At 56.5% G+C, this 11,911-nt stretch carries 14 protein-coding genes; 5 read left to right on the forward strand and 9 right to left on the reverse strand.

The features are described 5' to 3' along the window. Positions 1–123: 123 nt before the first annotated feature. Complete coding sequence (locus BFV97_RS16570; protein WP_083225701.1) at positions 124–381, forward strand: response regulator; 258 nt, start codon at positions 124–126, stop codon at positions 379–381. A gap of 214 nt (positions 382–595) precedes the next feature. Here the strand turns inward: BFV97_RS16570 and BFV97_RS16575 are convergent, their stop codons facing one another. The 6 genes from BFV97_RS16575 to ispH all read right to left on the reverse strand — a co-directional run bounded on the left by BFV97_RS16575 (position 596) and on the right by ispH (position 5,087). Beyond that, positions 596–1,759 (reverse strand): tyrosine-type recombinase/integrase, encoded by a 1,164-nt coding sequence (locus tag BFV97_RS16575; RefSeq protein ID WP_069301517.1) that lies wholly within the window; start codon positions 1,757–1,759, stop codon positions 596–598. Positions 1,760–1,951: 192 nt separating this feature from the next. Then, positions 1,952–2,575: a trimeric intracellular cation channel family protein gene (locus BFV97_RS16580; RefSeq protein WP_069301518.1), complete on the reverse strand. Its 624-nt coding sequence runs from the start codon at positions 2,573–2,575 to the stop codon at positions 1,952–1,954. After that, positions 2,572–3,048: a ribonuclease HI gene (rnhA, locus tag BFV97_RS16585; protein WP_069301519.1), complete on the reverse strand. Its 477-nt coding sequence runs from the start codon at positions 3,046–3,048 to the stop codon at positions 2,572–2,574. Before rnhA ends, BFV97_RS16580 begins: the two co-directional genes overlap by 4 nt. Continuing rightward, positions 3,041–3,616 carry a class I SAM-dependent DNA methyltransferase gene (locus tag BFV97_RS16590; RefSeq protein ID WP_069301520.1) on the reverse strand — a complete coding sequence of 192 codons (576 nt, stop codon included), beginning with the start codon at positions 3,614–3,616 and terminating at the stop codon, positions 3,041–3,043. Before BFV97_RS16590 ends, rnhA begins: the two co-directional genes overlap by 8 nt. Before the next feature lie 74 nt (positions 3,617–3,690). Further along, entirely contained in the window at positions 3,691–4,134 is a 444-nt protein-coding gene (locus BFV97_RS16595) for a DUF3429 domain-containing protein (RefSeq protein ID WP_069301521.1), read from the reverse strand. Continuing rightward, complete coding sequence (gene ispH / locus BFV97_RS16600; protein WP_069301522.1) at positions 4,134–5,087, reverse strand: 4-hydroxy-3-methylbut-2-enyl diphosphate reductase; 954 nt, start codon at positions 5,085–5,087, stop codon at positions 4,134–4,136. Before ispH ends, BFV97_RS16595 begins: the two co-directional genes overlap by 1 nt. A 315-nt stretch (positions 5,088–5,402) precedes the next feature. Between ispH and BFV97_RS16605 the strand changes: the two genes are divergently transcribed. Then, on the forward strand, positions 5,403–6,320 hold the full coding sequence (locus BFV97_RS16605) for a response regulator transcription factor (protein ID WP_069301523.1): 918 nt from the start codon (positions 5,403–5,405) through the stop codon (positions 6,318–6,320). A 27-nt stretch (positions 6,321–6,347) separates the two neighbouring features. Here BFV97_RS16605 and BFV97_RS16610 read toward each other — a convergent pair whose 3' ends face one another. From BFV97_RS16610 to BFV97_RS16620, 3 genes are all read right to left on the reverse strand, one after another. Then, complete coding sequence (locus tag BFV97_RS16610; protein ID WP_069301524.1) at positions 6,348–7,400, reverse strand: fatty acid desaturase; 1,053 nt, start codon at positions 7,398–7,400, stop codon at positions 6,348–6,350. Between the two features lie 113 nt (positions 7,401–7,513). Then, positions 7,514–7,867, reverse strand: coding sequence for an MmcQ/YjbR family DNA-binding protein (locus BFV97_RS16615; protein WP_069301525.1), 354 nt, complete (start codon positions 7,865–7,867; stop codon positions 7,514–7,516). An 89-nt stretch (positions 7,868–7,956) separates the two neighbouring features. Next, a complete protein-coding gene (locus BFV97_RS16620) occupies positions 7,957–8,535 on the reverse strand; it encodes a LabA-like NYN domain-containing protein (protein WP_069301526.1) in 579 nt (192 codons plus the stop codon). A gap of 95 nt (positions 8,536–8,630) precedes the next feature. Here BFV97_RS16620 and folK point away from each other — a divergent pair, with 95 nt between their 5' ends. The 3 genes from folK (at position 8,631) to BFV97_RS16635 (ending at position 11,845) form a co-directional block, all read left to right on the forward strand. After that, positions 8,631–9,248, forward strand: a complete 618-nt coding sequence (gene folK, locus BFV97_RS16625; RefSeq protein WP_069301527.1) for a 2-amino-4-hydroxy-6-hydroxymethyldihydropteridine diphosphokinase — start codon at positions 8,631–8,633, stop codon at positions 9,246–9,248. A gap of 86 nt (positions 9,249–9,334) precedes the next feature. Continuing rightward, a complete protein-coding gene (rpoZ, locus tag BFV97_RS16630) occupies positions 9,335–9,685 on the forward strand; it encodes a DNA-directed RNA polymerase subunit omega (RefSeq protein ID WP_069301554.1) in 351 nt (116 codons plus the stop codon). Between the two features lie 36 nt (positions 9,686–9,721). Next, positions 9,722–11,845 carry a RelA/SpoT family protein gene (locus tag BFV97_RS16635; RefSeq protein WP_069301555.1) on the forward strand — a complete coding sequence of 708 codons (2,124 nt, stop codon included), beginning with the start codon at positions 9,722–9,724 and terminating at the stop codon, positions 11,843–11,845. Positions 11,846–11,911: the final 66 nt, after the last annotated feature.

Consider the following 11,911-nt stretch of genomic DNA (forward strand, 5'->3'; position numbering starts at 1 on the left):
GAGAGAATTCTTCACGTAGACGATGAGGAAGATATCCGTTTTATCGTTCAAGTGACACTTGAGGTAAATAACGGTTATGAGGTCTTATCTTGCGCTAGAGGCTCCGAAGCTATCAAGTAAGCGTTGGATTTCAATCCGCAACTTTTTTTACTTGATTTTATGATGCCTGAAATGAATGGGGAAGAAACTTGGAAGGGGTTGTGCTCGATTGAAGGCTTATCAGATGTCCCAGCAGTCTTTATGACGGCGAAAACTGAACGCAGTATTATTGACCATCTCTTCACTCTTGGTGCAGCTGGTGTTATACTAAAACCATTTGAACTAGAGGATATTGGTCAGTTGTTAGAAAGTTTTTGGCAGAAGAAAGAAGCGTTTATTTAGAGATGCTTAGCTGAAAATTCAGGGAGCCGGTAATAGTTGATTGCGAACTACACTTGTTGTCAGTAACGAACGGACCGGTCTCAAAGTTATTAGAGGGTATAGGGAAGGTATTTTATTGAAGCTTGATTTGATTGGGCGTCCGGTGTGCCCCCACACCGAACGTGACCGATTTTAGCTTTGACACAGGTAGATTTCCCGCGATCCAACTCTAATATCAGTCCCCACCAATCAAGTAACCAGCCCAATCCGCCAAATATGGTTTGCGGCGTTCCAGATAAACAGCGCGGTTGTAGGCATCTTCCACATCATTGACCGCGAAGTGCCCGAGGCAGGCCTCAGCCACCTCCCGGGCGCATTCTGTGCGTTCGGACAGCCATGTGCGCAATGTAGCGCGGAAACCGTGGGGACGGGCTTCCAGGCGGCGCTCTACCATGTAGTTGCGCATGGACATCTTATTCAGCGGGCCGCCACGACTGTTGGGAAAGAGATAGCCGTTTTGCTCAATCGCGCGGGCGAGGTCAATCACCCGCAGGGCTTCACCGGACAGAGGCACACGGAAGGGTTTGGTAAAGCCCTTGCGGCCTTTGACATGCTCTACAGGCACCGTCCAGATGTCCCCGGTGATCTGATCAAGCCGCATATTGTTAACCGCGTCCGAACGCACACCTGTCAACATTAGCATGCGGAGCGCAAGTTCTGCGGGCGCGAACTCTCCAAGCGATTGGTAAAAGACTGGCGCCTCAGCCCAGTCGAGCGCGGCAATGTGGGTGACGGTGTGTCTTGGAGCACCGAGCAGGATGCGTGCCTGGTCAATGATGCCGAGGTTCACGTCAAAGCCCTCTGCGATTGCATAGCTCAGGATCACCTTTAGTCGGGACAAGGCCTTCTTTGCTGTGACGGGAGAGGTCTCCCAGCCACGGGACAGTGCCTGTTTAATGTCATGCTGGTCAATCTTGACAACGGGCATCATTCCCAGATGGGGCAGAAGATGGTTCTTGATCGGGCTGAACCACATCCCGTCCGACCCTTCATGCTTCAGCGTGGAGCGATGGGCTTCAAAAGCAGCATAGGCCAAAACATGGAACCGACCTTCCTGGGCGCTTGCATGGTTTCTCTGCCGCCGCTTGATTTTGATTGGATCATCCCCGTTCGCCACAATCCGCCGCACATCATGAGCTGCTTTTCGGGCCTCTGCGAGAGACAGGAGGGGATAGGAGCCAAGCCCCATTTCGCGCTGCCGTCCGAACAGGGAAAACCGGAAGGTCCATTGTGCCCCGCCGTCTTTCCTCTTAAACAACCATAAGCCCTGTCCGTCGCAATGTTTGCCAGGCGGCAGAGACTTTAATTGTGCAACTGTGAAGAAATTGGATTTTGCCATATGTGTACCTCCGAAATATCTACAAACGCAGATGGCACTGCCCGGGAATTACCGGACCGCGCTGAGACGCTACCGCACTCTTATTAAAGCACGATTTAAATCTCAGAGCGTTTGTGAAAGCGCTTGATACGAAGGATATACCCCTCCGGCAGGAGTATTTTACGGAACATTGAAGTGGCAGTGGATTGGCGCTTAGGGTTTGGGGGGGCGGCTTTTGTAGACGGGCAGGCGCCAGCCGAAGGCTATGGAGCCGGCGCGCAGGATCAGGGTTACGGCTGTGCAGGCAGCGAGGGGGGCGAGTATGTGGTCGGTCACTCCGGCCGTCAGCAAGGCGGCCACTGCGCCGGCGAAAGCGGCGGTGACGTAGAGTTCCCCTTGTTTGAGCGCCAGAGGCACTTGGTTTGCGACCACATCGCGCATCAGGCCGCCCATGGTTCCGGTGACAGCGCCCATCAGGGCGACGATAATCGGGGATTGGCCGGTGGCAAGCGCCACACCCGCGCCGGCGGCGACCGCCACGGAGAGGGCCAGCGCATCGAGCCAGAGAATCAGGCGCATGCGGCTTTCAAACCTGTGGGCTGTCACAAAGACAAGTGCAGCGGCTGCGCAGGCGATCAGGATATAGCGGGGGTCTTCGATCCAGAAAATCGGATTCTCGTAAAGTAACAGGTCGCGGATGGTGCCACCGCCAACGGCTGTGAGGCTTGCCAGAAAAGCAAATCCGATAATGTCGAGCTGGGCGCGGCTGGCGGTCAGTGCGCCGGTCAGGGCGAAGACGAAAACAGCAGCGTAATCAATGGCGTCGAGCGGGGTCATTTCGGTTTGGCAGATTTCTTGGCCGGTTTGAAAGGTTCCATTCCCTGCCGCGCCAGTTCATCCGCCCGTTCGTTTTCCGCGTGTCCGGCGTGACCCTTGATCCATTTCCACGTGATGTTGTGCCGTTTGGTGGCGGCATCCAGCGCCTTCCACAATTCCTCGTTCTTCACCGGCTTTTTAGCGGCGGTTTTCCAACCGTTCTTTTTCCAGCCGAAAATCCATTTGGTGATCCCGTCTTTGACGTAGTTGCTGTCGGTTACAAGCGTGATGGTGCTGGGCTTTTCCAGCGCTTCGAGTGCGTTGATCGCGGCCAGAAGTTCCATCCGGTTGTTGGTGGTTTCAGGTTCGCCGCCATTCAGCTCGCGGGTTTTCAGGACGGTGTCGCCCTCGCGGGCGATCAGCATTGCGCCCCAGCCTCCGGGACCGGGGTTTCCAGAGCAGGCACCGTCTGTATAAGCGAAGAGTTCAGGCATGGGCGGTCACAATTATCCACGGGGAGGTTTCACCGGACAACCCTGTATCAGAGCCGCTGTCAGAGGCAACAGGGCGAAAGCCCGCGTCGCGCAAAAGCCGGTCCAGTTCGTCCGGTTCATAGTAGGTATACCGGCGTCCGATTGCATCCCTGCTGGTGCCGGTTCCGGTTTTTACGCCGATCACGAAAACCCCGCCGGATTTCAGCGCCGTATGAATGGCCTTCAGGTGTCGGGGCATATCCTGCCGCGCTGCGTGCAGCAGCGAGAAACTGGCCCAGACACCGTCAAAGGCCACATCGTCAAAGGTGCCAAGGGTAATGTCCAGACCGTATCGCGCGGCGCCGAGTTCTACCATTTTCGGGCTGGCATCAAGGGCTGTCACCGTGAAACCGGCATCGCGCAATGTGGCGGCGGCATTGCCCGGTCCACAGCCAAGATCGAGCACTGTTCCACCTTGGGGCAGGGAGTCTATAAAGGCGCGCAAGTGGCGTGAGGGTTCGTCGCGTGTCACGAGTCTGGCGTATTCGCCGGCTTTCTCGTCATAGATGTCTATGGTTTTGCGATCCATTTGCGGTCCTCTAGCGGTCAAGCTTTTGTGTCATGGAATCCGTCTGGAAATCAATCGGTGCCGGTGGGCGATTGTCAGATGCTCAGCCGTGTGACGCTCAGGCAGGCTATGATCACCAGTGTTGTAGGGATGCGCAGGGTCAGCCACCAGCGCGGGGCGAGGCGCGAATGCTGGAAGGATGTGTCGATGGTTAACAGGGCCGGAAAGCCGAACATAAGTGCCTCCAGTTTATCGGCGTCGGTTCCGACCACGGCGAAAAACACATACAGCACAGGGATCGCGCCGGTGATATAGGCGTAAGAGGACTGGCCTTTTGGCGAATGGGAGGCAAAGCCCCAGAGGATGCCGGTCAGGAAGGACAGCACGATGATGCCGAAATGGATGATCGTCTCAACGCTGCTGTAGGGGAAGGGCGTGAACACCGTGTCGGTCGCCGCCCCGATTGCTGCAATAACAAAAGGGGCGGTTCCAAGGGTTGCCAGTGCCAGCGGCGTGCGCGGCGGTAGCGCCAGCGCCATCAGGCGGCAGAGTCGCGCAGGACGCGGGGGACTTTGAAGCTGACGTTTTCGACGGCGGTTTCCACCACTTCGCTGGTTACGTCATAGCGATCCTTGAAGGCGTCGATGACCTCGTTAATCAAAACTTCGGGGGCGGAGGCGCCGGCGGTGATGCCGATGGCGCTGATCCCGTCGAGGGCACGCCAGTCGATGTCCGTCGCCCGTTGCACCAGTTGGGAATAGCTGCAGCCGGCGGTTTTGCCCACTTCGACCAGCCGTTTGGAGTTGGACGAATTCGGCGCGCCGATCACCAGCAGGGCGTCGATCTTGGGTGCGACCGCCTTGACCGCTTCCTGACGGTTGGTGGTGGCGTAGCAGATGTCTTCCTTATGGGGGCCGACGATGGCCGGAAAGCGGGCTTTCAGCGCATCAACGATTTCAATCGTATCGTCCACCGACAGGGTTGTCTGGGTGATATAGGCCAGTTGTTCGGGATCGCGGGGCGCCAGTTTCGCCACATCCGCAGGGGTTTCCACCAGCAGCACCTCGCCTTCGGGCAGTTGGCCCATTGTGCCGATGGTTTCGGGATGGCCGTCGTGACCGATCATCACCATTTGCAGACCGTTCTGGTGGTGGCGTTCTGCCTCTATATGGACCTTGCTGACCAGCGGGCAGGTGGCATCGACAAAGACCATCTCGCGGGCTTGTGCGGCGGCGGGGACGGATTTTGGCACACCATGCGCCGAGAAGATCACCGGCCGGTCGTCAGGGCATTCGGACAGTTCCTCGACAAAAACCGCGCCTTTCTCGCGCAGCCCGTCCACCACATATTTGTTGTGCACAATTTCGTGGCGCACGTAGACAGGCGCGCCCCACTTCTCGATCGCCATTTCAACGATCTTGATGGCGCGGTCCACACCGGCGCAAAAGCCCCGTGGTGCGGCGAGATAGAGGTTCAGGGGTGGTTTTGTCATGGCTCTGGCTTGTGTTTGGATGCGCCCCCTATCTAGGTGAAACCGCGCCTCTGGTCGAGCCTGACTTCGTTAATAAATGTAGCGCCGGTGGGATGTTGCCGTAGTGGGGGACAGATTCGGGCTGTGGCTACGGGCAACTGTGGCAATTTTGTGTCATGGCAACGCGAAAAGTGTTAAAGGATTTTAACCTTTGCGTGTATTTGCCGATCAGATGTATCCTGAAATAATAAGGGGTCTTTCAGTAAACTGTTTTTGGTTCGCCGGTTCCGGAGCAATCGCGCCGGATGCGCGGCGCTGTTACATCAAGGTGGGCTGATGAAAATACTAATTGTGGATGATGATCCGGAGATCATCGAAATTCTGGAGGCGTTTCTCGCACATGCGGGTTATCAGAATGTGGTGTCGGCCGGGTCCGGTGCCCAAGCTCTCGCGCTGTTAGACGCGGCTGCGGTTCCGTTCGACTGCTTCATTCTCGATATTCAGATGCCAGTGATGAGCGGCACGGAATTGCTGCGAAAGCTGCGCGAGATGCCCGATTACCAGAACGCACCCGTGCTGAAACTGACGGCGATGGGGGATGCCCGAAATATACAGGGGGCTTTTGCGGCAGGTGCGCTGGATTACATTACCAAACCGTTTGAGTTCTTTGAGGTCGAAACCCGCCTGCACGCGGCGGAAACCCGCTTGGCGAGCTTGCGCAACCTGCGCAATGATCCCGCCGCAGGCTTGCCGGAAATGGAACGGGCGCTGGTGGCTGCGGTTGAAAAGGCGGGGCGGGCCAATACGGGCAGCAGCAGTTTAATCCCGAAAGACGCGTTTGAGAATTTTCTGTTCCAGTTAAAGCAGAACCATCCCGAACGGCTTAATATTCTGGCGCTGAAGGTGAAGAACCTGCCAAGCTTGCATATGCGGCTGAGCGCGGAGGGCTTTCGCTATTATCTGAGCCAGATGATCCGTGTGCTGGCAAAGACGGTAGAACAGGAAGGGTTTCTGTTTACCTATCACGGCGATGGCGCGTTTCTGGTGCAAAACACCAGTTCCACACCCGCGCAGGTGGCTTTGCTCTGTGACAGGTTCAGCAAGGCTATGGCGCGGATGGATGAGGCGTTCATCTCGGTGGATTACGTCAAAAGCCGGATCGCTTTTGGCCACTCCAGCCACGAATGCCCGCCAGAGGCGTTCCAGCCGGTGCAGATGTTGGAAACAGCTCTGTCACAAGCGCAGGCCGCATAGGGGCTGCGGCCTGCTGCTGACAGTCGGTCAGGTCGGACGCTGGGCGGCGATCAGTTTGTTGGCATGGGCAAAAGACAACAGGCGGCGCTGGTCTTCGTCCCAGAGATGCAACCTTGCGCAGTGAAAGCTCTCGGCCAGAGTGATGATCTGGATATGGGCCAGTCTGGTATGGTCGCTTAGCACTTCGGGCAGGCGATAAAACGGGATGCGACAGTTCAGGTGATGCACGTGATGCACGCCGATATAGGCGGTGAGCCAGTTCAGCAAGGCAGGCAGTTTGTAATAGGAACTGCCGTGGAAAGCGGCGTCCTGAATGTTCCAGGCATCGTCCCTGTCCCAATGGGTTTCTTCAAACTGGTGCTGCACATAAAACAGCCAGACGCCCGCAGCCGCAGCCGTCATCACCGTTGGCGCAAACACCAGCAGCAGCGGCCAGATGCCCCCGAAATAGGCGATCAGACCCAGCAGCAGCGCAAGCACGGCATTGGTGCCCATAGCGGAAATCCAGTAGACGCGCCCTGCCGTCATCAGGCCGATGGGCAAGCGGTTCTGCAAAACAAACAGATAGACCGGACCAAGGCCGAACAACACAAAAGGAGAGCGGTAGAGCCGGTAGCCGAGTTTCTGCCAACGGTTCAGTTCGGCATATTCGGCAACGGTTTTTGTGTGGACATCGCCCATGCCGCGATGGTCCAGATTACCCGATGTGCTGTGGTGGTGGGAATGGCTTTTGCGCCAGACCGCATAGGGGGTCAGCGTCAGCACGCCCAGACAACGCCCGATCCAGTTGGAGGCTTTCGCGTTTTTGACAAAAGCACCGTGGCCGCAATCATGCTGGATCGCAAACAGCCGGACCAAAAAACCGCCGTTGATAATGGCAATCAACACCGCAAGCACAGCGCTGTGGGGGATCATCCACCATGCCAGCGCCCAAAGACCGATAAACGGAAGCAGGCTGGCAGCCAGCTCGTAGATGGCGCGCGGGGTGTTGGGTTTGCGGTATTGCGCAAGGCTTTGGGCCCAATCGCGCGCGGATTTGTCGGAGGGTTGTTGTGCATCCGCCCGTTTTGGGGTGTCCATGAAGGAGGGATTCCTTGCCTGATCGTTATGAGTTGTGCAGGGGTGTAGGCTACGGGGTTGTCTTAAGCAACCTTGCTTCGCTTCAAAGCGGATGCAAACCGAACACAATCCATCTACAGGCCCAGTTCCGCCCGCTTCTTTTTGGTCAGTTTGGCCACCACCATATCGTAGCTTTCCCGCAGGTGCGCCTTCAGTTCCTCGTCCGACAGGCCCGGTTTGCCGTAATGCTGCAACCATTTTAACCCGCGGGACGCAAGATAGGGGGCGGGGCGGATGCCGGGCTGGTCGGAAAGAACCTCAAAGGCGATGGGCTGGGCCTTGAAGGTGAACGCATCCTCGCCCTCCTCCCAGCCACACAGGGCAAAGACCTTGCCGCCCACTTTCCAGACATCGGAATTGCCCCATTGCACCACATGGGTCGTTTGGGGCAGGGCGGCGCAAAAGGCGTTAAACTCGTCCCGGTTCATCCTGCCACTGTAATATCGGCTATGGCCTGCTGACAATCAAAGGATTGCGACCGCCCGAAAAAAAAGGCGCCCGCAGGCGCCTTTTTCTATCAGTTTTCGACTTCGTATTCCGGCTCGCTGCGCTGGTCTTCCCCTTCGGGGCGCGGTGGTCTGCCGATCACGTCCCGCAGTTCGTCCAGTTCGATAAAGTTATCGGCCTGACGGCGCAGATCGTCCGAGATCATCGGCGGCTGGCTGCGAATGGTGGAAACGACAGAAACCCGGACACCGTTGCGCTGCAGGGATTCAATCATCGGACGGTAATCGCCGTCGCCGGAAAACAACACAATGTGATCCACATGCGGAGCCAGCTCCATCGCATCGACGCAAAGCTCGATGTCCATGTTGCCTTTCACCTTGCGGCGTCCCATGCTGTCGGTATATTCCTTGGCCGGTTTCGTCACCATGTTGAAACCGTTATAGTTCAGCCAGTCCACCAGCGGGCGGATCGGAGAGTATTCGTCACTTTCCAAAAGGGCTGTATAGTAGAATGCACGCAGAAGCTTGCCCCGACGCATAAACTCCGATCTGAGAAGTTTGTAGTCGATGTCAAAGCCGAGGGCTTTGGCCGCTGCATAGAGATTTGAGCCGTCAATGAACAATGCCAGACGCTCGTCGCGATAGAACATAATTGATCCTTCCAAAATGTCTATTCAGCCGGCGCGGTGTCGGTTATTGGCGTGTTGTGATCCGGCTGAAACTCCGCAGAAAATAGGTTCTAAATTTGGTACTGCAACAACAAAATGCCCGAGAAGATCTTTCAAAGTGCTTAATTGCTTTGGGTTCGAACCTGTCAAACGAAATTGGCGCTTCAGTGAAAATAGTAGAAGCCGCAATTGGTGACTTGTCAAGTATCGGGCTATTTCCGGTTGAAACCAGCAGATTTTTTCGCACGCCGGCTTTCCCCGCCGGCGCAGGTCCGGATTTTGTAAATGCGGTTGTTTATTGCGAGACTGCGCTCTCTGCCAGCACGGTACTGGAGGGACTACATAAGGTTGAGAAGCGCTTGGGCCGTACCCGTGAAAAACGCTGGGAAGCGCGGGTCATTGATCTGGATTTGATCGACTTTGACGGGCAGATTCTGCCCGATATTGCGACCTTTTCACAATGGCGCGATTTACCGAAAAAAATTCAGATGGAGCGCGCTCCGGAGCAAATTATCCTGCCACATCCCCGAATTCAGGACCGACTCTTCGTACTGATTCCCTTGCGCGATGTGGTGCCAAACTGGCGGCATCCGGTGTCAGGGGCCACGCTGGATCAGATGATCGGGGCATTTGATCCAGAGGAACAGGCGGAAATCGTGCCTTACGGCGACATCAGCGGTGCAGGGGTGGGGTAAACTCCTGCCGCATGGCCCTTGCATTCCTGCCTGAAAGCGGCTATTTGCGCACTCTTGATATCCCCAAACCGCCGGAGTTTTCCAATATGGCACGTGTTACAGTTGAAGATTGCGTAGATAAAGTACCGAACCGTTTCGAGCTGGTTATGCTGGCTGCACATCGGGCGCGTGAGATTTCAACTGGTGCGGAAATCACCGTGCCGCGCGACAACGACAAAAACCCTGTGGTTGCCCTGCGCGAAATCGCTGAGGAAACACTAACCTCCGAGCAACTGCGCGAAGCGGCCATCGAAAGCTACCAGACCCAGATCGAGGTGGACGAGCCGGAAGAAGATCAAATGGCGCTGTTGATGGGGACAGAACAGGACAAGCCGGATGATGATATGTCCGAAGAAAACCTGCTGCGTGCGCTTATGGAAGCGCAAGAAATGAAATAAGGCTGAATGGGGCCTTCTGTTCATACCAATTCTGAAATGGTCCCTGCCCAGGTTCTTGTGGATCTGGTCAGGACGTATAATCCGAACTGCAACGTGGAGCGCATCGAGGCGGCCTATGAATATGGCAAGCTGATGCACACCGGGCAAATGCGTCATTCCGGCGAGCCCTATTTCACCCACCCGATTGCCGTTGCGATGATTCTGGCCGAACAACGGCTGGATGATGACACGATCATCACCGCCCTGTTGCATGACACGGTAGAAGACACAAAATCCACCTATCAGGCTGTTGAGAAACGCTTTGGCACCGAGGTTGCCCAACTGGTGGACGGCGTGACCAAGCTGACCAATCTGGAACTGTCGTCGAAAGACAACAAACAGGCCGAGAACTTTCGCAAGCTGCTGCTCGCCATGTCCAAGGATGTGCGGGTGATCCTTGTAAAGCTGAGCGACCGTCTGCACAACATGCGCACCATCCGCCATATGGTCGGCCCCAAGCAGGAACGCAAAGCCCGCGAAACAATGGAGATCTATGCGCCGTTAGCGGGACGTATGGGGATGCAGTGGATGCGAGAGGAACTGGAAGACCTGTCCTTCCGCGTTCTAAACCCCGAGGCACGCAATTCGATCATGCGCCGCTTCCTGACCCTGCGCAAGGAAACGGGTGATGTCACACCGCAGATCACGCAGGACATTCGCGATCTGTTGAAAAAGGCAGGGGTCGAGGCCACGGTTCTGGGGCGCGAAAAGAAACCCTATTCCATCTGGCGCAAGATGGAGGAGAAGAAAGAGGGTTTCTCGCGGCTGTCCGACATCTTCGGCTTTCGGATCATCACCAAGACAGAAGACGATATTTATGCCGCGCTGGGGCTGGTACATCGCCGCTGGCGGGCTGTTCCGGGGCGCTTCAAGGATTACGTCAGCCAGCCGAAATCAAACGGCTATCGCAGTATTCATACCACCGTGTCGGGACGCGATGGCAAGCGGGTGGAAATTCAGATTCGCACCCAGCAGATGCACGAAGTGGCCGAGTCCGGCGTCGCGGCCCATTGGTCCTATCGCAACGGCGAGCGGGCCGAGAACCCCTTTGCCGTTGATCCGTTCAAATGGCTGGAAGAACTGACCGAGCATGTAGCCAACAACGACATGAACGAGGAATTCCTTGAACATGTAAAGCTGGATATGTTTGCGGATCAGGTGTTCTGTTTCACGCCCAAAGGGGATGTGATCAAACTGCCCCGCGGCGCGACACCGATTGACTTTGCTTATGCGATCCATACCCGCATCGGCTCTGCCTGTGTGGGGGCCAAGGTGGACGGGCGGCGGGTGCCGCTCTGGACGCGGTTGCGCAACGGACAATCTGTAGAAATCACCACGGCCGAGGGGCAGCGCCCGCAATCCACCTGGATGGATATTGCCGTAACGGGGCGGGCCAAATCCGCGATTCGCAAAGCCCTGCGCGAAGAACATCGCGACGGTTTTGTGCGGCTTGGACGGGAACTGGCGCGGGTTGCGCTGGAACGGGTTGGCAAGAAAGCCACAGATAAGGCGCTGGGCACTGCAGCGGCGCATATGGGCCTCGGGTCGGCGGAAGAACTGCTGGCCAAGATCGGCAGCGCCGAGATGACCGGAACCGATCTGGTCGGCGTGCTTTATCCCGAACTGGTGCGTGTGGATGATCCCGCACAGGAAGAACCTGCAGAACGGATCATCGGGCTTGAACCTGACCAGTTCGCCCAGACCAGCGCTTGCTGCCAACCCCTGCCGGGGGAGCGGATCGTCGGCATTGCCACACGGGGCAGCGGCGTGCTGGTGCACCGTATTGATTGCGAACGGCTTGTGGAGTACGAGGACGCACCGGAGCGCTGGATCGACCTGCGCTGGCTGGACGGTAAACGAATGGCCGATCAGAAAGCCACCATCGAGGTCACAATGGCCAATGATGCGGGGGTTCTGGGCCGTATTTGTACCCTGATCGGAGAGCATAACTCCAACATCTCAAATCTGGAATTCACTGATCGTAAACAGGATTTTTACCGAATGACGATTGATATAGAGGTGCGTGATGTGGAACATTTGATCCACGTCCTCACAGCCGTGGAAGCTGATTCGGACGTGGCGCAAGTGTTGCGCAAAAACCGAAATCACCAGACAGAGTGATCTGCGGGTTCTGGTGCCATAGCGCCAAGGGCGCTAAGTGCAGTTCATTGTTACCAAAAGGCATCC

The organism is Neptunicoccus sediminis (genome assembly GCF_001719615.1).
Taxonomy (GTDB): domain Bacteria; phylum Pseudomonadota; class Alphaproteobacteria; order Rhodobacterales; family Rhodobacteraceae; genus Amylibacter; species Amylibacter sediminis.

Coding starts and splice junctions, on each gene's coding strand:
- BFV97_RS16620 (WP_069301526.1), bottom strand. CDS start 8,535: ATGTTCTATCGCGACGAGCGTCTGGCATTGTTCATTGACGGCTCAAAT.
- rpoZ (WP_069301554.1), top strand. CDS start 9,335: ATGGCACGTGTTACAGTTGAAGATTGCGTAGATAAAGTACCGAACCGT.
- BFV97_RS16595 (WP_069301521.1), bottom strand. CDS start 4,134: ATGGCGCTGGCGCTACCGCCGCGCACGCCGCTGGCACTGGCAACCCTT.
- rnhA (WP_069301519.1), bottom strand. CDS start 3,048: ATGCCTGAACTCTTCGCTTATACAGACGGTGCCTGCTCTGGAAACCCC.
- ispH (WP_069301522.1), bottom strand. CDS start 5,087: ATGACAAAACCACCCCTGAACCTCTATCTCGCCGCACCACGGGGCTTT.
- BFV97_RS16615 (WP_069301525.1), bottom strand. CDS start 7,867: ATGAACCGGGACGAGTTTAACGCCTTTTGCGCCGCCCTGCCCCAAACG.
- BFV97_RS16610 (WP_069301524.1), bottom strand. CDS start 7,400: ATGGACACCCCAAAACGGGCGGATGCACAACAACCCTCCGACAAATCC.
- BFV97_RS16580 (WP_069301518.1), bottom strand. CDS start 2,575: ATGACCCCGCTCGACGCCATTGATTACGCTGCTGTTTTCGTCTTCGCC.
- BFV97_RS16590 (WP_069301520.1), bottom strand. CDS start 3,616: ATGGATCGCAAAACCATAGACATCTATGACGAGAAAGCCGGCGAATAC.
- BFV97_RS16575 (WP_069301517.1), bottom strand. CDS start 1,759: ATGGCAAAATCCAATTTCTTCACAGTTGCACAATTAAAGTCTCTGCCG.
- BFV97_RS16605 (WP_069301523.1), top strand. CDS start 5,403: ATGAAAATACTAATTGTGGATGATGATCCGGAGATCATCGAAATTCTG.
- BFV97_RS16635 (WP_069301555.1), top strand. CDS start 9,722: ATGGTCCCTGCCCAGGTTCTTGTGGATCTGGTCAGGACGTATAATCCG.